The following is a 20226-nucleotide window of genomic DNA, read 5'->3' on the forward strand; positions in this document are numbered from 1 at the left end:
AGGGGGAACGTTTACCCATCTAGCCTGCAATCACTCGAATTGACTGGAAAAACAGCCACAAAATTGAATGGAATCTTTGCTGATCGCTTCATCCGACTAGCGCTATTCCGGACTTTCGAAATTCAGGTTAAATATTCATAAGACCGCGAAGACCGTTCCGGCCAGCCCGAACAGCAAGATCGTCCGAAGCATGCTGCCGCTCAATCCGAAATCGTAACGCAAATCTCTGACCAGCAAGAACAACAGGCCAAACCCGGTACCCAAGACAAGCAAAAACGGCTGGCGCCGTCCTCCCGGGCGGGCGCGTCCGTTTTGCGGTGAAAGATAAGCCGGTTATAAGCGTGAAACTTATAAAGTCTTATCTTTTAAAATAAACCGCCTCCCGCGATACTGCGATACAAACCGGTGTCTGCTTCGATATGCCATGCGGTCCGCCATCACGGACGGGATGCCGACAAGGAGATAGAAGGCGGCAAGGACCATGCTCCCCGTAAAAAACACATATCCAAACGAATCGTTGTCCGGCGCGTTCCTCTGGTTAAACGTAAATATCGCCGACAGGGGGATGGCGGACAGGAATGCGGAAAAGGTTTTGGCCATCATCATATTCGGTTCTCCCTTCTCTCCGGCCGGCCACGTTAACGCCCACATTTGGCGATAGATCTTTCATGGAATATCCATATTTTTACACAATATCACTCCGCGGTTCATCAACAAAAAAGGGGGATGCGCCGTCACGCAAACCCGCCTGTCTCACAGAAATCGCTGACCAAATCTTCCACAAGCGCTTCCTGATGAACCTTCCGCCCCACTTCCCGCATCACGGCGCACAATGAGCGATCCCATTCCACCACCATATTCGCCAGCCTTGAAAGTTCGCCTCCGTCGAACGCCGGGCCCGGCAAAGACCGGATCGCCGTCAGATAAGACTCGCTGTCAAACCGCCATGGCGCAAACCGCTCCGGAAACAGACCGGCCAATGTCCGGGCCATGGACAGCCCCTTGATGTCGAAGTCTCCGGAATAGTAAAGCTTGCAGCCGTCGCCCGAATACTCCAACGCGCGCTGCATCCAACGGATCGCCGCCGCGCTGGCCGGTCCGCTCGTGCAGATCAGCGCGGGAGGATCGCCGTCCATCACCACCGGTCCGGCCGCATCCACAATCGTTGAAAATACGGCGGGATTCTCGACGACATAGAGCGAAGAACAACGCGGAATCCGTTCGGCCGCCTCCACCTGCCGCAATGTCCACACCCGCGGCATCGCCGGCTCGTCCGGAACCGGAACATACCAGTGAACGATAGAAGACAGGTCGTCATCCAGGATGCCAAATCGGCGGTACAGTTCCCGCAGCTTCAACGTCCCGGAACCGTCTTCCTCTTCCCGCGAATCTCCGGCACCCAACTCGGAGGCGGCATCGCCGCCGCCCGTCGAGGCGACGCCGTCCTCCATATCCGCGCGTTCCCTGAGCACCGCCAGTAGCATCCGGCCGGCGGGATGTCCGGCATCCAGCGCGTGGGCATCGCCGCTGATCCGGGCAGCCAACACCGGGAGCCGGATCGGCCGACCCGCGCCGCGCTCCGCGCCCGCGAACAGGAAGTCCAGCACGCGCACGACAACCCGAAGCGACGACAGGGCCTCTTCCGGATCGGCCTTGTACAGTTCCCGCAGCGCGGGCAGTCCGGCCCCGCAACCCTGTTCCAACCGGGACAGCCATTCGGCGGCAACCCGAGACATCGCCGTTCCCGCGGATTCCCGGGCCGTCCGGAAAAACTGCTGCCACGCTGCGTCCCGCAGCAGCAACCGCTCACTTCTCGACAGCAGCGGCGTGCCCTCCAGCACCTGATGCAACTCCAGAAGGCCGATCGCAAACGCTGAATCCCGAAGCTCCGCCTCGAACAGGGTGAGCGGGATCTCGGCCGTGTCCCCGGGCCTTAAGTTCCAGCCGAAGAACTCGCCGATCGCCTCGCATTCGTCCGGCGACAGATCCGGCACGACCGCCTTGCCGCCGATCCGCCCGAGCGATGCATACTTCCTCCAGACAGCGGCCAGCATGCGCCGGAAGGCTGGCCGGCCGAAATATTGGGCCGCCCTCCGCGGACCATCGCCCCGCTGCTCGTCCGTCCTCATGACGCATCCGCCTCGTCCGGCACATATTCCCTGACGCGCCCGTTCCACCGGTAGCGGAACAGCGTGATGAAATCGGCGTCCTTTGGGCGGTGGATTTCATAGATGGCCAGCCGGGGCACCGTGTCGTAACAGCCCCACAACACCTGCGATGTCATCATGTAGTCGAAGCCCATTTCGGTGAGCAGTTGGAACATGTCGCGCATGTTCTCTTCGTCGACCCCGGCGAACGCCTCGTCGAGCGAGATGATCCGCGGCGCGTCGGGACGGGCGTCGGAATACCTCGACCAGGCCGCGGCGAACAGCGGAATGTACATCGCCATCGCCTTCTCGCCGCCGCTCAGCACATTGAAGCGCGAATCGGTGAGCGGCCGGTACCCGGTCTGTTCCCCTTTGCGATACTTCAGCTCGAACTGGAACCAGTTGCGGTAGTCAAGCACCTCGTACAGATGCTTGCGCAGCGACTCCTTCTCGCTCAGGGCGTTCTGCTTCGCGTAGCCGATCTGCGAGCGGAAATGCCGGATCATGGCGTCAATCTCGTCTTCGCGCAGCCGGTGGGCGTCCCGCTTGAGCAGCTCGACGAGCACCGCCGTGTCCAGCTGCTGTTCGTTCGCCGCCGCCTTCTCCCGCCATTCCAGCTTCAGCCGCAGGCCGCTCGACGTGTTGCGCTCTTCCATGAGACGGTTCATGCGGTCCACCCAGCTTTCCGCGCGGTGGATGCGCTGGCGGATCGCCTTGCCGACGCTGCGCAAGATGATCTCCTCGTACAATTCGCGGTCCTTCTCGCTGAGCAGCGCGCTCTGCTGTTCCTCGTCACGCTTCAGTTCCTCGAGCAGCAACGAAGGCGGCTGCGGATGCGCGCGGTCCCTTTTCGAGGCCAGCACGATCCGTCCCGTGTCTTCCTCGATGTCCAGCTCGAGCACGTAGTCGGTCAGAACGCTCCGCACTTCATTGAACTGCTCCAGCAGCGTGTTCTTGACCGTGTCCGCGTTCCGGCCGGAGAACGCCGCGTCGTAGCGCTGCCGGATCGCATGGGCCAGCTCTGCCGCCCGTTCCGCGCCCGCGGATGCGGCTTCGGCCGCCGCGTCCCGCCATTCGTCCAGAAGCCGCCTGCCGATCTCGCGCCGCCAGCGCTCCAGAGCGTCTTCCAGCAGCCGCCGGCACTCGGCTTCCCGCTCCCGCACCAGTTCCACGCTTGCTGCCGCCTTGCCCGCCGCCTCGGTGGCATCCGCCAGCCTCGCGGACGCCGCCTTCCGTTCCAGCAGCAGCCGCTCCCGCTCCCGCTTCAACGTCTCGATGCGGCGGGAAATATCGGCCAGCCCGAGATCATCCATCAGCCTGCGCAATGCGTCCACCTGGGCGCGCAGCACGCGGCGGCGATCCTCCAGTTCATCCGTCAGCTGTTCGTCCTGTCCGATCGCGTCTTCCGCGGCTTGCCGCGCATGACGCAAGTCGTCTGTCCGCCGCTCCAGATCGGCCTGCCGCCGCCAGGCGGAATGCAGGTCCGAGAGCGCCGCCTCATAGTCCCTCGCCGCGGCCAGCGCCTCTTCGAGGTCCCGTTCCCGCTTCAGCCGCGACCAGGATTGTGTCAGTTCGGTCAACTCCCGCTGCAGTTCGCGCCATTCGGCCGACTTCGCCTTGAACCGCTCGAGCGCGCGATGCTCCTGACCGAGTGCGGCCTCCAACCTGGAAGCCGCATCGTTCAGGTCCTGCAGCCGCTGCTCAAGATTGGCCGTGTCCGGGAAACCGCCGCTCTCCTCAATCGCCTGCCGCTCTCTGGCGGACAGGTCGGCCAGCCCGCGGTCGAGATCGGCGATCCGTTCGGCCAGCGCCTCCAGTTCCCGCTGCAGGCGCGCGATCTCCAGCAGCCGAGTCCGGCGCCGCGTCTCCTTGCCGATATACTCGGCGCGCGCCTTGCCGGCCGTCTGGCCGGCGAGCGGACCGATCCGCCAGGCTCCGGCGCCCGACAGGGCGGCCCCCTGCGCGTCAAGTCCATACGCCCCTCCGTCATCGACCCACAGCACCGTCCGCAATACCGCGTCAATCGTCTCATTTGAGAGTCCGGATTCCGCCGGGGGCGACGGAACGAGCACATCGGCCAGCGTGTAACCGAACTCGATCGGCTGCGGAACAATCCAGGCCTCCTCTTCATCGTCGCCCGCCGCGCCGATCCGTCCGTCCGGCGAAATCCAGGCGTCCAGCAGCCCCGCGCGCTCCAGCGCTTCCTCGATCCGCGCCCGCCGCGCATCGTCCACATCCGCGCGGAAATCGCAAGCGGCGTACAGCGGCGCACCGCTTCCGGGCGCGCAGCGCTCGCGCCGGCGCGCGCGCGCATCGCCCCGGGGCGGCTCGGGCTCGCGCTCCGCTTCCCATGTCCGCTTCTCCTCCGCGAGCCGCTCCCGCTCCAACTCCAGCATCCGCCGTTCATGCTCCAGCCGCAGCCGCTCGGCGGCCAGTTGTTCCCGTCTTGCGGCCAGCGCTTCCCGCATCGGCGCGCGGATCGCTTCGGCGGACCGGGTGTTCACGCCGAACGCCGACACCGCCTCGAACGTCTCGCGGACCCGATCCTCGCCGAACGGCAATTCGACGAGCGCATCGCGCCACATGACGATTGTTTCGCGCAGCGCGTCCTTGCCTTCTTCAAGCGCCCGCGCACATTCATTGCGCTCCCGCTCCCGTTCGTCCCTTCCCTTGCGCGCTTCGCCCAGGTCCGCTTCCAACTCCCGCACCGCCCGGGCGGCGGCCTGCTCCTCGCGCGCCTTCGCAAGCGCCATTTCCAACCGTTCCCTGTGCCGCTTCAGATCGCGCCGCCAAGGTTCCCTCCACACATCATCCGCGGGTTCGCCGCGCTCCCACAGCCGATGATGGACCGCGTGATCGGCGAATTCGATCTCTTGCGCGATCGATTCGAGCTCTTTCAACAACTCCTGTTGTTCCGCGCGCAACCGGCCGCGATGCAGTTCGGCTTCCTCAAGGTCGCGTTCGACCGCCAGAAGACGGTCGCGGTTCCTGCGCAATCGTTCATGCGCCAGTTCCAGATGTTTCTCCGCATCCGCGAGCGCGGCCGCCGCCGCTTCCAGCTCCCGCTGCTTGCCGATCGCCTCGTGGTTCTCCAGCACGTCCAGCTCGCTCTCGGCCTGCCCGATCGCCGCTTCCAGACGCGAAATGTCCGCCATCGCGGCCCGTTTGTCCTCTTCCGCCTGCTTCAGGTTCGCCTCGCTCTCGCGAAGCCGCGTCTCCTGCCCGCGATGTTCCGCGCTCGCCTCCAGCAACCGCGCCGATTCGTCGTACAGCGTCCGCCGGTTGTAGCGCTCGTACGTCTCCTGCAGCCTGCCGAGTTCCCGCATATGGAGACGCAGCTCGTCCAGCCGGTCGGCTATCTGATCCATGTCCTCCAGCACTTCGGAGAGCGGCCTGAGCTCATCCTCCTGCAGCGGCGGGAGCGCGCTGTGCAGAATGTCATAGATCGCCGACGGCTTGAATTCCTTCGACAGCTTCGGGCTGCGCAGCTGGATCATCAGATGCAGAAGATCCTGATAGCTCTCCGCGTCCGCGAAACCGAACAACTGCCGATTCACCAGATCGCGATAGGACGCCTGATCGTGCACCACCTGGCCACCGGCGCCGATCGCCTTCTCCAGCTCCTGCCGGCCGAGTGGAATCCGGGTATGGTGTTCGAGCCAGTGATTCCGATCGTACAGCCAGAAATCGATCCCGATCCTCCGCCCGTCGTCGAGCAGAAATCCCCAGAACTGCACCTGGGCCGCTCCCCGCCGCGCGCGAAGACCGATGCCGATCGTCTTCGTCAGCCCCCTCGCGGGATGGACGAATTCCATCCACAAATAGCCCGTGACGTCCGTCTTGCCGCTGTCCGGCTCGCCGAGCAGATAATACTCGATGCGCCGGTCGCGCGAACCGAACGGATCGAGGCGGTGCGGACGCTTGTCTCCGTCGAGGACGAGCGGGAGAAAACTTTGCATCGTCACCGACTTGCCCGATCCGTTCGCCCCACGCAGAATGAGCCGTCCATCCTCCAGTTCGAACACTTCTTCATCGTAATGCCAAAAATTGAGGATGCCGACGCGCCCCATCCGCCATCTGCCGTCCGCGTTCCCCGTATAGACCGTCATTCCGTCGCCTCCTCCGGTCTTTCTTTATTCTCCGCATCCGTTCTATGGTTCGTCATCCGTGCCCGCGATGTCGTATTCCCCGCTCCAGCGCGACAGCACAGGAAAGATTCTGAAGCGGTGCCCGTCCTCCCACTCGCCCAGCCGCCACTCCGCCATGTGGCGGGTGCATTCCTCCGCCAGCTGGGCCGAGGACATTCCGCGGTATTCCTTGCTCCAATAAGTCTGATGCTGTTCCTGCAGGCGCAGAAGCATCCCTTCCAGCTCCGACCGTTCGAGCAGGATCGTTCCGTCCGGTTCCGGCCGCAAGCCGCCGTCTTCCATGCCGAGACGGCGGCGCAGCTCACCGGCCAGCAGCAGGACGAGATCCGACACACCGGCCAGCGTCGGGAACAGCTCCGCCTCGCTCGTCAGTTCGGGATGGAAGAACAGAAGTCCCTCGCGGTATCTTCGGCCTTCCCATCCGAGCATCCGCTGCAGATGGTCCATGATCGACCTGCGCTGCGTCAGCACATAGGGCAGCAAATCCGCTTCCCAATCCCGGTCAAGCACGGCCGGCTCCATCAAGAACCGCCGGTAGACGCGATGGCGCCGGCGCATGTTCTCGCCGTCCGGCGTGTCCGCGTATCGGATCGGATCCGTCAGTTCCTCCATCCGGACGTACATCGTCAGATCCTGCGGGAACCGGCGGAGCACATAGCGGGCATGGGACGAACATTCGTAGAGCGCGTTCCGTTCCTCGCTCTGCGCCCAGCCGCTTTCGTCCCCGTCGACCGCGATCAGCACGCCGAGCGACGTCAGCTTGCGCAGCGCCCGGGCCATCGACATCCGGTGATGATAGATCTTCCAGTCCGCTTCCAGGCCCGCCGCGTTCATCTGTTCGCGCACTTCTTCCACCAGCTCCGACAGAAGAAACTGGTCCATCTCGGTCTTGTCTTCCAGATACCACAGCACATAGGTGAAAAAAACGTAGTCGCTGACCTCGCGGAACTCCTCGAACCCCATCCACGGGTGCGGTATGGCCGGCGTCTTTTCCAGCTTGGCGAGACTGCGCGTGACGATGAGGGGAAGACCCGCCTGATCCATGAACCAGTCCCGCAGCTCCTCGTAGTCATCCCGGATCGCGAAGTAGAGGTCCGGATCGTCTTCCTTCAGGATCCATGGCCGGTTCAGCAGCGCGTGGACGCATTCCCGCTTGCGCTCCAGCGCCTGCGCCGAAGCCGCCTCCGTGCGGGCCGCCCGCTTCGCCCGCGCGATCGCGCTCATGCCCGCGTTGCCGCCGCTCATTCGCCCCGTCCTCCTTCCGCCGCCGCGGCCGCCATCCGGGCCGCGTCTTCCATCGCGAAGACGAACTCGTAATCCGGCAGCTCCAGGTCGCCGTCTTCCGATCGGAGGATGGTCCGCCGCGCCGTCCGGGGATTCGTCATGGCGATGACGACGCCTTCCGGCGTCATGAACGAATGCCGAGGCGACGCGTTGCATCTTCCGATCCAGTGCAACAGCCGCAAGCGCACGGCGGACGGCACGACGCCGAGTTCGGATACGACGAGCTTTCCACGCCGCAGCAGATCCTGCATGACCGCCCATTCCTCCGCCTGGCGCCGCCGGTACGCCTCCCGCTCGCGCCGCTTCCGTTCGGCATGCTCGGGCACCGGCTCCGTCTCCTGCCGCCCGATGCGCTTCCGGCTGCGGGAGCGCAAGGCGCGTACCGTCGGCTCCTCGTCCCACATCGACTGGTCGGCCCGGTCGGTCAACCGCAAATCTTCACCTTGCAGATGGCGTGTCCGAAACAAGCCGAACACGAGCCCGGCCAACCTGTGCGCGTCCTCCAGCCGCTCCATCCGCGCGAACCAGCCGGCGAGATGTTCCAGTTCCTTCTTGCGGCTGACGCCGGAGCGTTTTCTTTCTTGCAGGCGGATGACGCTGCGCACGACGCGCGCGATCGTGTCCTTCGTCGCCCGCTCGAGCAGCGCCAGCTCGGACGGGGCGCGCCCGTCTCCGCGGAACCACCGGTCCAGATTGCTCCAGCCCTGCCGCAACTCGCCGACCATCGACGCCTTGTCCGGCACGTCCTCAAGCCGGGGCCTGTCCAGCTCTTCGTCGGCGACACGCTCCAGGAACATGTCGCGCAGATTGGCCGATATCTGCTCGAGATTGCCTTCGATCTTGTAGGCGCTCCGCTGCAGCGCCTGAACGAAATTCTGCAGGTAATGGGTGAGCCGGTCCTTGTAGACGAGGAACGATTCGGTTACCATCATTTCCTCGGCCTTGGCCGTCTGCATGCTCGCGATGTAGTCGGCCGCGTTCTCGTGCAGTCGCTTGAACGCGTCATGGAGCGACGTCCACAGTTCAAGCGCGGCTCCCGGCTCCTTGTCCCAGTCCATCCGCCGGATGGCGAAAAGTTTCTCCGCAATCGAGTCGAACAGCGTCGGCTCCAGCGAGCCGCCGTATCCCGTCACTTTCTCGAGCGATTCCAGCAGCCGCTCGATCTCGATTGAATACGGCGTGAGCAGATATTGCAGCTTCTTGCGCATGTACTCTTCAAGCGTTGTGGCGCGCCCCGCGTCGTGCCGGGAAGCGAGGTTGCCCCACTCCTCGAGCTGCGCGAGATCGGCCATGCACTGCTCCAGCGTGTAATCGGGCAGCGCGCCCCACCGCATGACCCCGTTGTACACGTCCTCGGGCTTCATCCAGTAGCGCAGACGCTTGTATTCCTCGTAGAAAAATCGCATGATCACGCGGTAACGGGCGACGTTGTCCGCGTTGACATACTTGAGTTCGGGGATGTTGCGCGTCAAGCGGCCGGACAGCGGCAGATCCATTTTCCGACTCCCTTCGCCATGAAACGTTCTATTCCCAACTGTAAACAAGAACACGGGCGGTTGGCAAGCCGCGGAATGTTGGGAAAGCGAACAATTGCGCAAGAAGAAACCCCGCCAAATAGGCAGGGACATGACCCAATCATTTTTCAGCCGTCTCATCCAACTTCAATTTTCTACGCCATTCCAACGTTTCCTTGAGCATGTTCGCTTCCATGATGGCGATCGCTTCCGGATCGCCGGCCGTGATCAGATCGAGCGACGTGCCGATCCGTTCTTCCATCCGGCGTTTCGCCCGGAAAAATCCCGAGGTTTTCGGCAGTTCGATTATTTCCGGATTGACCGCCTCCCTTCAAAGCGTCACGGCGATCCTGCATCATCGCTTTCAAACCATTCGCGAACCATCATACTTGCGGCAGCCGGCTCAGGCTCTCCCGCAGCGCTTCTTCCGAATACGGCGTATCCTGCAGGGCGCCGGACAGATACGTCTCATAAGCCGACATGTCGAAATGACCGTGGCCCGACAGGCCGATCAGGATGACCTTCTTCTCGCCGGCTTCCTTCGCCCGCAGCGCTTCGTCGATCGCCGCACGCACCGCATGCGCCGACTCCGGCGCCGGCACGATGCCCTCGGTCCGGGCGAACTGCACGGCCGCCTCGAAGACGCGGGTCTGGTCGTACGCGACAGCCTCGATCAGCCCGTCATGATAGAGCTGGCTGACGAGCGGCGAGTCGCCATGGTAGCGCAGCCCGCCGGCATGGATGCCCGGCGGCATGAACTCGTGGCCGAGCGTGTACATCATGAGGAGCGGCGTCATCTTCGCCACGTCACCGAAGTCGTACGCGAACGTACCGCGCGTCAGCGTCGGGCAGGCCGACGGCTCGACGGCCACAAGGCGAACCTTCCGGTTCTCCGTCAGCTTGTCCCTCAGGAACGGGAACGCCAGCCCGGCGAAATTCGAACCGCCGCCGCAGCTCGCGAACACCACGTCGGGATACTCCCCGACTTTCTCAAGCTGCAGCTTCGCTTCCTGGCCGATGACCGTCTGATGCAGGCAGACGTGATTCAGCACGCTGCCGAGCGAATAGTTCGTGTCGCTGCGCTTCGCCGCATCTTCCACCGCCTCGCTGATCGCGATGCCGAGCGATCCGTTCGAGTCCGGATCGGCGGCGAGCACGGCGCGGCCCGCTTCCGTCAGGTTCGACGGGCTTGCGACGACCTGGGCGCCGAATGTGTTCATCAGGATGCGGCGGTACGGCTTCTGGTTGTAGCTGACCTTCACCATGTACACCATGCATTCCAGCCCGAAGAATCGGCAGGCCAAGCTGATGGATGAGCCCCATTGGCCGGCGCCGGTCTCCGTCGTCAGCCGCTTGATGCCCGCTTCTTTGTTATAGTAGGCTTGCGGAATCGCCGTGTTGAGCTTGTGGCTGCCGGCCGGGGAGACGCCTTCGTACTTATAATAAATGTGCGCCGGCGTATCCAGCTCCTTCTCCAGCTGCAGGGCGCGGTACAGCGGCGCCGGACGCCAGATCTTGTACAGCTCCCGCACCGGCTCCGGAATTTCGATCCACCGTTCCGTCGATACTTCCTGCTTGATCAGCTCCATCGGGAAGATCGCCGCCAGATCTTCGGGACCGGCCGGTTTCCCGGTCGCCGGGTTCAGCGGCGGCTGCGGCAGGTTGGGCATGTCCGCCATGACGTTGTACCAATGCGTCGGAATCTCGCGTTCGGACAGCAGAATTTTCTTCTCGCTCACCGGCATCGACTCCTTGGGGAAGTTTCTACAAAACATTCAACGCGAAGGGGAAATTTCCTTTTCATCGTCTTCAATTCTGTTCCGGAATACGGAGGAATCGGCAATGTTCATGTTGAAGTGGAAAATGGCACTTGTGCTGATGGAGGTTTCGGTCGACATGACGTACTGGGGGGAACTGCTCTCCGGCGTGTCGGAGGGGAAGGCTGTATGACGATGCTGCTGGTAAACGGCCGAGCCTATGAGATCGACGGCATCCTTTTCGACAAGGACGGCACGCTGCTTGATTTCCTCGGGTTATGGGGAGCCTGGGCGGATTGTCTGTACGAACGGCTGCGCGCCGGTCTTGCCGCCCGGGGAATCGAGTGGCGGATGAACGAGTGGACCGAACTGCTGGGCACTTTCCATGCGGCGGACGGCCCGATGATCGGCTATGACCGCAAAGGCCCTTTCGCGATGGGGTCGATCGATGATGTGACGGCCATTCTGGCGGGCAAGGCGTATCGTTGCGGGCTGCCGTGGAATGAAGCGCTGGAACTGGTCCGCAGCTGCCGCATCCAGGCTGCAGCGGAACTGGACCGGATGCGGCCGGCCCGGGCGCTGCCCGGCCTGCACCGTTTCCTGGAACAATGCGCGCAGCGCGGATTGCCGCTGGCCGTCGTAACCGCGGATGATACGAAGGAAGCCCGGAAACATTTGCATTGGCTGGGGATTGACCATCATTTCGCCGACATCATCGGCAACGACCGGGTAAGCCGCGGCAAACCCGATCCCGAGATGGCGCGCCTGGCCTGCGCCTCGCTCGGCATCGAGCCGTCGCGGACCGCGCTGATCGGCGATACCGCCGGCGACATGCAGATGGGCAAGGCAGCGGGCGTCCGCCTGACCATCGGGATCGGCGCGCCCGGCGGCCTGCCGGGAGCGGACGAAGTCGTTTCCGATTACGATGCGCTCGCCTTCCCGCCGCACGGGGAGGCGAGAAGTCGGGACGGTCGCGCAGAAGCCGGTTTTTCGGTTACGATGAGGACGGGAACATAGCGGCTGCAGGTTCCTTCGGCATCGCGCAGTCGTATGCATCCGAAAGGAGAGGATGGCTGTTGAAACTGGCGACATTGATGCGGGACGGGACGCCCCGTCTCGGGGTGAAAGTCGAGGGCGGAATCATCGATTTTGAGCGCGCGCTTGAAGCGACGGGCGGCAGCCGGGACGGCGTGCCGATCGATCCGATGGCCGCGATCCGCACGGGTGAGGCCGGCATTGCCGCGCTCGGTCGGCTGCTGGAAGAATGCCCCGCGACGGCCGGAGCACCGTACCTCGTGCCGGAGGATCAGGTGTCGTGGGGGCCGTGCGTGCCCGCGCCGGGCAAAATCATCTGCGTCGGGCTCAATTACCGCGCGCACGCCGAAGAGACAGGCAAGACGCCGCCGGAGACGCCCGTGCTGTTCAGCAAGTACGCCAACGCACTGAATGCCCATCTGCAGCCGGTTCGCGGAACGCATTTGACGGATCAGCTCGATTACGAGGCCGAACTGTGCGTCGTGATCGGGAAGCGGACAAGCGGGGTATCGGAGGCGGAAGCGCTGGATCATGTTTTCGGCTACTGCTGCGCCAACGACATTTCGGCGCGCGATCTGCAGAACCGCACATCCCAGTGGCTGCTCGGCAAGACCGGCGACGGCTTCTGCCCGCTCGGACCGTATCTCGTCACCGCGAACGAGGTCGGCGACCCGCAGCGGCTCGCGATCCGCTCGATCGTGAACGGCGAGGTGCGCCAGCAGTCCAATACGGGCGACATGATCTTCGGCTGCGCCGAGCTGATCGCGTATATCTCGCGGCATTTCACGCTCGAGCCGGGCGACATCATCCTGACGGGGACGCCCGCCGGCGTGGCGATGGGCATGCCCGGCAAGCCGTACCTGCGGGCGGGCGATACGGTGACGGTGGAAATCGAGCGGCTCGGCGCGCTGACGAATCCGATTGCGTGAGTTCAGGGGCTGGCTTGCGGCCAGGCCCCGTCTGTAACGGCACCAAGTGCCGTTATTGGGCACGCTGCCACGCCCGAACGGTCAATTAACGGCACCACGTGCCGTTAATTCCCTCTTTCGGGCGAAGGCTTCGGCCGCGAGCCGCCTGTAACGGCACCAAGTGCCGTTATTAAGCACGCTGCCACGCCCGAACGGTCAATTAACGGCACCACGTGCCGTTAATTCCCTCTTTCGGGCGGAAGCTTCGGCCGCGAGCCGCCTGTAACGGCACCAAGTGCCGTTATTGGGCACGCTGCCACGCCCGAACGGTCAATTAACGGCACCACGTGCCGTTATTTCCTTCTTTCGGACGAAGGCTTCGGCCGCGAGCCGCCTGTAACGGCACCAAGTGCCGTTATTGGGCACGATGCTACGCCCGAACGGTCAATTAACGGCACCACGTGCCGTTAGCCGCCCCGACGCCTTGCCCGGGCATGCTTTACGGCATGGAATGCCGTTAAGGCTCGGCGGCGCGGTCAGGCCACGCTAACGGTACTACGTTCCGTTAGCGGCCGCGCACCCGCGCGACGCGCACGCGCCGCGGTCACACCGCGCGGCGCCGCAGCACGCGCACGCCGTGCACCGGCAGCTCCAGCGCGCTGCCGGGCGCGTACGCCGCGCCGCTCTCCATATCCACGTATTCGCGCGCGTCGAGCGCCAGCTTCACCGGCCCGCCGGTGAAGTTCTGCACGAACACGTAGTCGTGCTCGCCGTCGGTGCGCACGCCCGCGGTCACGCCCCGCGGCAGATCAACCTCAAGCGCGCGCCGGACGCCCAGCCGCCTCACCAGGCCGCCGTAGAAGTCGTCATAGAACGGCGGCTGCGCCCGTCCGGCCAGATAATACGCGCGCCCCGCGCCGAGCCGGCACACGGTCAGGGCCGGACGCCCGGCGTAGAAATCATCCGTATACTCCGCCAGCACCTCGGCGGACTCCGCGTGCACGAGCTCGCACAGCTCGCGGATCTCGTACGTCCGCCCCTCCGTTAGCCCCAGCTCAACCGCACCCAAACCGTTCATGCGCAAGCCGTTCCGGTCCTCGTCGTACAGCCCCTCGATCTCCTCCGCCCATATGCCGAGCACATGCCGCAATGGCCCCGGGAATCCCCCGAGATAACAAAGATCGTTCTCGTCGACGATGCCCGACCAGTACGTCGCGACGAACGTGCCGCCGCGCTCGACGAACGCCTCGACCTTCCCGCCGACGCCCGGCTTCACCATGTACAGCATCGGCGCAATGATCAGCTTGTACCGCTCCGGATCAAAGTCATCCTCCGAGCCGATCACATCAACAGGCACGCCAAGCTCCCACAGCGCGCGATAATGCGTGTGCACCGTCTGCTCATACCCCATTCCGGCGTTGCGCGGTCCCTGTGCATCCCGGATCGCCCACCGGTTGTCCCAGTCAAACACGATCGCCGCCTCCGCCGGCACCGCGCAGCCGCGCACGTCCGCCAGCCGCTTCAACGTCTCGCCGAGCTCCGCGACATCGCGGAACACGCGGGTATGCTCGTGGCCGGCGTGGCCTATGACGGCGCCGTGGAACTTCTCGCTCGATCCCCGGCTCTTCCGCCACTGGAAATATTGCACCGAATCCGAGCCGTGCGCCACCGCCTGCAGCGAGGACAGCCGGTGCATGCCGGGCCGCTTCAGCTTGCTGACCGGCTGCCAGTTCGTCAGGCTCGGCGTGCTCTCCATGAGCAGGAACGGCCGCCCGCCCTTCAAAGAGCGGAACAGATCGTGGTTCAGGGCGAACCACGAGGCCGTGTCCGCGTCGCCGTCCGCGCCGGGCTTGTGCCACAGCGGGTACGCGTCCCAGGAGACGACGTCCATCTCCCGTGCCAAAACGCGATAATCCAGCCCGTCGTACAGTTCCATCAGATTCGCCGTCACCGGCAGGTCCGGATTCACCGCCTTCAAAGGCCTTGCCTCATGCCTCAGAAAATCGGCCGTCTGCTCGGTCACGAACCGCCGCCAGTCGAGATTGTGCCCGTGCACCTGATGTTCCCCGTGCGGCGCGGGCGACTCGATCTGCGCCCAGTCGGTATATGTGTGCGACCAAAACGCTGTCCACCACGCCCGGTTCAACGCCTCCAGCGAGCCGTACTTCGCCCGCAGCCACGCGCGGAACGCCTCCTGGCACAGCGGGCAGTGGCATTCGCCGCCGTACTCGTTCGACACGTGCCAGCCGACGACCGCCGGGTGATGCGCGTACCGCTCCGCCAGCTTCGCGTTCATGATCGCCGTCTTCTCCCGGTACACCGGCGACGTGTAGCAATGGTTGTGGCGGAACCCGTGCAGATTGCGCACCCGGTTCGGCCCGACGCGCAGCACCTCCGGATACTTCTGCGACATCCACGCCGGCCGCGCCCCGCTCGGCGTCGCCAGCCAGACGTAAATGCCGTTCCGGTGCAACCGCTCCATCACATCATCCAGCCAGCCGAATTCGAACCTCCCCTCTTCCGGCTCCAGCGCCGCCCACGCGAAAATGCCGACCGACATCACGTTGCAGCCGGCCAGCTTCATCAGCCGCACATCCTCCTCCAGCACCTTCGGATCGTGCAGCCATTGGTCCGGATTATAGTCCGCCCCGTGCATGAGCACCGGCAGTTTGGCGCTGACCGGCGGGTATCGTTTGAGCATGCGCATCACGTTTCCTCCTCCCGCAAAACATCCCACGTGGCCAGCCTGCGCCCCTCATAATCGAACAACGTCAGGTTTGCCCAGTTGTTGTGATGGCCGACCGACCACATTGCCTTCGCCGGAATCCACGCGGGTTCCCACCAGTAGAATCCGGCGCCGAGCCCATTCGGCGTCTCGCGCACGATTCGCATGAAATCCCTCAGATAGGCCGACTGCCCCTCGACACTGGCCGGATAGCCCGGCGCGAGCTGGTCTTCCCGTTCCAGAATATAGCCCGTATCGTCCGGCTTCTCGAGCGTCCACGGATAGGCGGTCTCCACAACCACAATCGGCTTGCCGAAAGTCTCCGCCGTCAGCGCCAGGTTGCGCCGCAGATCGTCCAGCGTCCCGTGCCACCAGGTGTAGAACGACTGGCCGATCACGTCGTAATCGACGCCGAGTTCCTCCATCTTCCCGAAAAACTTCCGCGTCGCCTCCCAGTCTCCGCCGCGGTCGATGTGGATCATCACCCCGGCGTCTGGACAAACGGAACGCACCGCGGACGCGCCCGCCTGGAGCAGCCCCGCGAACGTGCGCCACTGCGCATCCGTGTCAAGCTCCCCGTCCACGCGTCCGTCCGGCCACAGCATCCCCGGCGTCACCTCGTTGCCGATCTGCACCATGTCCGGCGCCGTCCCCTGCATGGCCAGCGCGGACAGCACATCCGCCGTGTACCGGCGCACCGCCTCCCGAAGCCCGGCCGCGTCCAGCCCTTCCCACGCCCGCGGCTTCCACTGGTTGGACGGATCGGCCCACCGGTCGGAATAGTGGAAGTCCAGCAGAAAATGCAGCCCCCGCTCCTTGATGCGCCGGGCCATAACGAGCGTCCGCTCCAGATTGCAGAAGCCCCCCGGCGGATCGTTCCAGATGCGCAGCCGCACGGCATTCATGCCGAGATCCGCCATCAGCGCGACCGGATCCCGGCGCATCCCGCCGTCACAGTAAGCGCCGCCCGCCGCCTCCACCTCGTCGACGAACGACAGATCCATTCCCTTGATGAACATCATCCGGATTTCACTCCTTCACCGAGCCGAGCACCAGCCCTTTGATGAAATACCGCTGCAGGAACGGGTACACGAGCAGCACCGGCAGCGCCCCGATGAAAATTTGCGCCGCGTTGATTGTTTTCTGCGAGAGCAGCTGCATTTCCTCGATCGTGAAATTCATCGAACTCATGTCCCGCGAGACGATGACCGTCTGCAGGTAGGTCGCCAGCGGGTAATCTTCCTTCCGGCTCAAGTAGAGCAGCCCGTCGAACCACGAGTTCCAGTGCCAGACGCCGGCGAACAGCCCGAGCGTCGCCAGCGCGGGCAGCGACAGCGGCAGGTAGATGCGGAACAGGACGCCGAAGTGGCTGGCGCCGTCGATGAACGCCGCTTCCTCGAGCGCCCGCGGCACGCCGCGGAAGAAATTCATCATGAGCACGATCAGCCAGACGTTCACCATCGCCGGAATGATGAGCACCGCGAACTTGTCGATCAGCCCGAGCTTCATGATCAGTATGTAAAACGGCACCAGCCCGCCGTTGAAAATCATCGTGAACACGAACATCCAGGCGTACACCGGCCGGCCGCGGAATTCGCGGGTCTCCTTCGACAGCGGATAGGCCGCGAGCACGGTGACGAGCAGGATGAGCGCCGTGCCGAGCACGGTCCGCATCACGGAAATCCAGACCGAGCCGAGGAAATATTGGTTGTTGATCGCCGCCTTGTACGCCTCGAGCGAAAAGTCGACCGGCCACAGCCCGACCAGATTGCCGTCCGCCGCCGCCTTCGAACTGAGCGAGACGGCCAGCACGTGCAGGAGCGGAATGACGCAGATGACGGCGAGCGCCGACAGGAACGCGGTATTGAAAACGTTGAAGATGCGGTACGGCAACGTTTTGTGGTACATGGCGCTCCCTCCTCAGAACACCCTGTAGTTGGCGTATTGGTAAGCGAGCCGGTACGCGCCGACGATGAGCACCATGCTGACGACCGACTTGAACAGGCCGACGGCGGTGGCGAATCCGAAGTTGCCTTCGAGGATCGCCGTCCGGTAGACGAACGTGTCGATGATATCGCCCTTGTTCATCACCATGCTGTTGTACAGGTTGAAGATCTGGTCGAATCCGGCGTTCAAAATGTTCCCGAGCGACAGCGTCCCGACGACGATCGCCATCGGCAAGAGCGATGGAATCGTAATGTGCAGCGTCTGCTTCCACCGGCTCGCGCCGTCCACCTCCGCCGCCTCGTACAGGGCCGGGTCGATGTTCGCCAGCGCCGCGATGAAGACGATCGTGCCGTAGCCGAACTCCTTCCAGACGTCGGAGACGATGACCGTGAACCGGAACCAGTCGCCGTGCATCAGGAACGGAATCGGACCGATTCCGATTGCCCCGAGCACCCGGTTGACGAAACCGCCGTCCGTCGACAGGAAGTTGACCAGAATGCCGCCCAGAATGACCCAGGACAGAAAATGCGGCAGATACACCATCGTCTGGATCGTGCGGGTCAGCAGCCGGATGCGCACTTCGTTCAGCAGAATCGCGAAGAAGAACGGCACGAGCAGATTGAAGATGATTTTGAACACGGAAATGATCAGCGTGTTCCAGATGACCTGCAGGCTGTCCTCCCGCTCGAACAGGGCCCGGAAGTGGTCCAGTCCGATCCACGGCGAATGGTCGAAGCCGAGCCACGGCTTATAGTCCATGAACGCCATGACGATGCCGCCGAGCGGCACGTAGTTGAACACGATCAGCCCCGCCAGCGCAGGCAGCAGCATGAAGTGCAGCGGCCAGGTTCGCCTCAAGGTGGGTCTCATCCCTTCTGCCTCCCCGATGCGGTGCGCCCCGGAGCGCACCGCCTGAATCGCGAAAGACGGGGAACCGGAGGCTTAAGGCCTCCGGTTCCCGCGCTCGTCCGCGGCCGCGCCCGATCGGACCGGCCGCGGACTGTCTGTCTTGCGGTCCTTACTTCGTCTGGTTGTACCAATCGTTGACTTCTTTCGTCATCTGGTCGCCGCCGGAGCTTTTCCACGTCTGGACGAATTTGTCGAACTCGTCGAGGCTCTTCTGTCCGTAGATGATCTCGCTGAATGTCTGAAGCTCGATCTTCTTCAGATAGTCGAGTTTCGACGTCATCGTCGGCGTCGGCGGACCGCTGAACAGGTTCGTGTACGAGATGTCGGGCTGGGACATGAGCACCTTGGCGGCGGCCGGCGTCTCCGGACCGTAGTTGTTCTTCACTTCTTTTTCAAGCCGGGTCTCGGGTTCCTTGCCGTCCGCCAGCGCAAGCAACGCCTTCATCTGCGCGTCCGGAATCCGCGCGCCGTCCCGCACGAGCCAGTAGCGGTTGATGTTGACCGGGCCGCCCGGAATGTCGTCCCCGTAGATCGGGTTGCCGCTGGCGTCAAGGTCGTAGTCGTACCCTTTGAACACCCCGATGTCCCACTGGCTGCCCGGCTCCGGATCGGCCAGCTGCTCGAACAGGTAGTTCTGGTACGTGAACAGCGCTTCCGGATGTTTCGCGTCCTTGCTGATGAGCGTCACGCCGTTCGTGAAGCGGGTGCCGTGGCGGCCCGCCTTGCCGTCCGGACCGGCCGGAATCGGGTACGGCTTCCAGACCGCGTGCGGCACGTTCTTCTCCGTATCCTGCAGCGGCCAGCCGCTCATCCAGTACGGACCGGGAATGATGCCCGCCGTGCCCGCCACCGCCGGTTCGGCCGTCTTGTTCTCGTCCCACAGCGCCGCTTCGGCCGGGATGTAGCCCAGGTCGCGCCAGCGCTTCAGCGTCTCGAGCGCCTGCTTCGCGCCGGGATGGATCGAGCCCCATGCCAGCGTGCCGTCTTCCGCGAGGTTCCATTGCTCCGGAATCGTGCCGAACGCGCCGAACACCCAGGACGGATCGCCCATCCACGTGTTGAACGTGTTCTTGAAGCCGATGGAAAGCGGCGTCACCTGATCCGGCGACAGGCCGTCCGGATTCCGGTGCTTGAACGCGTCCATGATCGTCTCGAGGTCGTCCAGCGTCTTCGGCGCCTCGAGGTTCAGCTTGTCCATCCAGTCCTGCCGGATCCAGAGCAGGTAGTCGTGGTTGTAGGCGTAGTCCAGCACCGGGATGCCCATCCGCTTGCCGTCGCGGATATAAGGATCCCAGACGTGCGGGTCGAGCGCCATCGCCTGCTTCCATTTCTCGTTCGCGTACGCGTCGAACAGCGACCCGACTTCGCGGAACAGGCCGGAGTCGATCAGATCGTGGGCGAGCTGCTCGTCGCCGATCGTGACGACGTCGGGCATCTGCTGGCCGGACGCCAGGGCCAGGCGCATCTTCGTGACGAACGCGTTGTTCGTGTCGGTGACCGACCAGAGCGTTTCGACCTTGATGCCGAGCGTCTCGAGCGCCCACCGGGTCGCGACGTTGTTCTCGATCGTCTCGCCGTTCTTGAACTGCAGCGCCGGGTCCACGCCCCACACCGTCGTAATCGTGACCGGCGGATCGTACTTGTCTCTGTAAGGGTTTTCATCCTGCCCATCGGATGAACCGGAATTCGAGCTTGCGTTCGGAGATGCAGAAGACGCCGGGGATTGCGATCCTCCGCCCTCCGCCGGGCCGCCCTTGTCCCGCGAGCCGCCGCAAGCCGATATCAGCGCCGCCGCGAGCACGAGGACCAGCGCGGCGGACCACCATTTCCGCATGCCGGTTTTCATGTTTCC

At 63.9% G+C, this 20226-nt stretch carries 14 protein-coding genes; 2 read left to right on the forward strand and 12 right to left on the reverse strand.

What is annotated here, in order from left to right; translation table 11 throughout:
- Positions 1 to 348: 348 nt before the first annotated feature.
- From C6W55_RS15700 to C6W55_RS15730, 7 genes are all read right to left on the reverse strand, one after another.
- Positions 349 to 606 carry a hypothetical protein gene (locus C6W55_RS15700; protein ID WP_286893741.1) on the reverse strand — a complete coding sequence of 86 codons (258 nt, stop codon included), beginning with the start codon at positions 604 to 606 and terminating at the stop codon, positions 349 to 351.
- Between the two features lie 128 nt (positions 607 to 734).
- The gene (locus C6W55_RS15705) at positions 735 to 2129 is read right to left on the reverse strand and encodes a TIGR02679 domain-containing protein (protein ID WP_286893742.1); all 1395 of its coding nucleotides are present in this window, start codon (positions 2127 to 2129) and stop codon (positions 735 to 737) included.
- Positions 2126 to 6256 (reverse strand): TIGR02680 family protein, encoded by a 4131-nt coding sequence (locus tag C6W55_RS15710; protein WP_213483883.1) that lies wholly within the window; start codon positions 6254 to 6256, stop codon positions 2126 to 2128. Before C6W55_RS15710 ends, C6W55_RS15705 begins: the two co-directional genes overlap by 4 nt.
- A gap of 42 nt (positions 6257 to 6298) precedes the next feature.
- Positions 6299 to 7540, reverse strand: a complete 1242-nt coding sequence (locus C6W55_RS15715) for a TIGR02678 family protein (RefSeq protein WP_015256146.1) — start codon at positions 7538 to 7540, stop codon at positions 6299 to 6301.
- Positions 7537 to 9075, reverse strand: a complete 1539-nt coding sequence (locus C6W55_RS15720) for a TIGR02677 family protein (RefSeq protein WP_015256147.1) — start codon at positions 9073 to 9075, stop codon at positions 7537 to 7539. The genes C6W55_RS15715 and C6W55_RS15720 overlap by 4 nt, the downstream gene beginning before the upstream one ends.
- Before the next feature lie 139 nt (positions 9076 to 9214).
- Complete coding sequence (locus C6W55_RS15725) at positions 9215 to 9355, reverse strand: hypothetical protein (protein WP_157373602.1); 141 nt, start codon at positions 9353 to 9355, stop codon at positions 9215 to 9217.
- Between the two features lie 121 nt (positions 9356 to 9476).
- Entirely contained in the window at positions 9477 to 10832 is a 1356-nt protein-coding gene (locus C6W55_RS15730; RefSeq protein ID WP_213483884.1) for a TrpB-like pyridoxal phosphate-dependent enzyme, read from the reverse strand.
- A 207-nt stretch (positions 10833 to 11039) separates the two neighbouring features.
- Between C6W55_RS15730 and C6W55_RS15735 the strand changes: the two genes are divergently transcribed.
- Together C6W55_RS15735 and C6W55_RS15740 are read left to right on the forward strand one after the other, a co-directional pair.
- Entirely contained in the window at positions 11040 to 11867 is an 828-nt protein-coding gene (locus tag C6W55_RS15735) for an HAD family hydrolase (protein WP_286893745.1), read from the forward strand.
- A 59-nt stretch (positions 11868 to 11926) separates the two neighbouring features.
- Positions 11927 to 12814 (forward strand): fumarylacetoacetate hydrolase family protein, encoded by an 888-nt coding sequence (locus tag C6W55_RS15740; protein WP_015256151.1) that lies wholly within the window; start codon positions 11927 to 11929, stop codon positions 12812 to 12814.
- A gap of 583 nt (positions 12815 to 13397) precedes the next feature.
- Here the strand turns inward: C6W55_RS15740 and C6W55_RS15745 are convergent.
- The 5 genes from C6W55_RS15745 to C6W55_RS15765 all read right to left on the reverse strand — a co-directional run bounded on the left by C6W55_RS15745 (position 13398) and on the right by C6W55_RS15765 (position 20220).
- Positions 13398 to 15494 (reverse strand): beta-galactosidase, encoded by a 2097-nt coding sequence (locus tag C6W55_RS15745; protein WP_286893746.1) that lies wholly within the window; start codon positions 15492 to 15494, stop codon positions 13398 to 13400.
- A 5-nt stretch (positions 15495 to 15499) separates the two neighbouring features.
- On the reverse strand, positions 15500 to 16540 hold the full coding sequence (locus tag C6W55_RS15750; protein ID WP_286893748.1) for a glycoside hydrolase family 53 protein: 1041 nt from the start codon (positions 16538 to 16540) through the stop codon (positions 15500 to 15502).
- Between the two features lie 7 nt (positions 16541 to 16547).
- A complete protein-coding gene (locus C6W55_RS15755; protein ID WP_286893750.1) occupies positions 16548 to 17426 on the reverse strand; it encodes a carbohydrate ABC transporter permease in 879 nt (292 codons plus the stop codon).
- 12 nt (positions 17427 to 17438) lie between these two features.
- Positions 17439 to 18335, reverse strand: a complete 897-nt coding sequence (locus C6W55_RS15760; RefSeq protein ID WP_286893752.1) for an ABC transporter permease — start codon at positions 18333 to 18335, stop codon at positions 17439 to 17441.
- A gap of 148 nt (positions 18336 to 18483) precedes the next feature.
- Positions 18484 to 20220: an extracellular solute-binding protein gene (locus C6W55_RS15765; protein WP_015256156.1), complete on the reverse strand. Its 1737-nt coding sequence runs from the start codon at positions 20218 to 20220 to the stop codon at positions 18484 to 18486.
- Positions 20221 to 20226 lie beyond the last annotated feature (6 nt).

This window comes from Thermobacillus sp., from assembly GCF_003390775.1.
Lineage (GTDB): Bacteria > Bacillota > Bacilli > Paenibacillales > Paenibacillaceae > Thermobacillus > Thermobacillus xylanilyticus.

Excerpts from the sequence above, each read along its gene's own strand:
- C6W55_RS15700 (WP_286893741.1), bottom strand. The coding sequence starts at position 606 with ATGATGATGGCCAAAACCTTTTCCGCATTCCTGTCCGCCATCCCCCTG.
- C6W55_RS15705 (WP_286893742.1), bottom strand. The coding sequence starts at position 2,129 with ATGAGGACGGACGAGCAGCGGGGCGATGGTCCGCGGAGGGCGGCCCAA.
- C6W55_RS15710 (WP_213483883.1), bottom strand. The coding sequence starts at position 6,256 with ATGACGGTCTATACGGGGAACGCGGACGGCAGATGGCGGATGGGGCGC.
- C6W55_RS15715 (WP_015256146.1), bottom strand. The coding sequence starts at position 7,540 with ATGAGCGGCGGCAACGCGGGCATGAGCGCGATCGCGCGGGCGAAGCGG.
- C6W55_RS15720 (WP_015256147.1), bottom strand. The coding sequence starts at position 9,075 with ATGGATCTGCCGCTGTCCGGCCGCTTGACGCGCAACATCCCCGAACTC.
- C6W55_RS15725 (WP_157373602.1), bottom strand. The coding sequence starts at position 9,355 with ATGGAAGAACGGATCGGCACGTCGCTCGATCTGATCACGGCCGGCGAT.
- C6W55_RS15735 (WP_286893745.1), top strand. The coding sequence starts at position 11,040 with ATGACGATGCTGCTGGTAAACGGCCGAGCCTATGAGATCGACGGCATC.
- C6W55_RS15745 (WP_286893746.1), bottom strand. The coding sequence starts at position 15,494 with ATGCTCAAACGATACCCGCCGGTCAGCGCCAAACTGCCGGTGCTCATG.
- C6W55_RS15750 (WP_286893748.1), bottom strand. The coding sequence starts at position 16,540 with ATGATGTTCATCAAGGGAATGGATCTGTCGTTCGTCGACGAGGTGGAG.
- C6W55_RS15755 (WP_286893750.1), bottom strand. The coding sequence starts at position 17,426 with ATGTACCACAAAACGTTGCCGTACCGCATCTTCAACGTTTTCAATACC.
- C6W55_RS15760 (WP_286893752.1), bottom strand. The coding sequence starts at position 18,335 with ATGAGACCCACCTTGAGGCGAACCTGGCCGCTGCACTTCATGCTGCTG.
- C6W55_RS15765 (WP_015256156.1), bottom strand. The coding sequence starts at position 20,220 with ATGAAAACCGGCATGCGGAAATGGTGGTCCGCCGCGCTGGTCCTCGTG.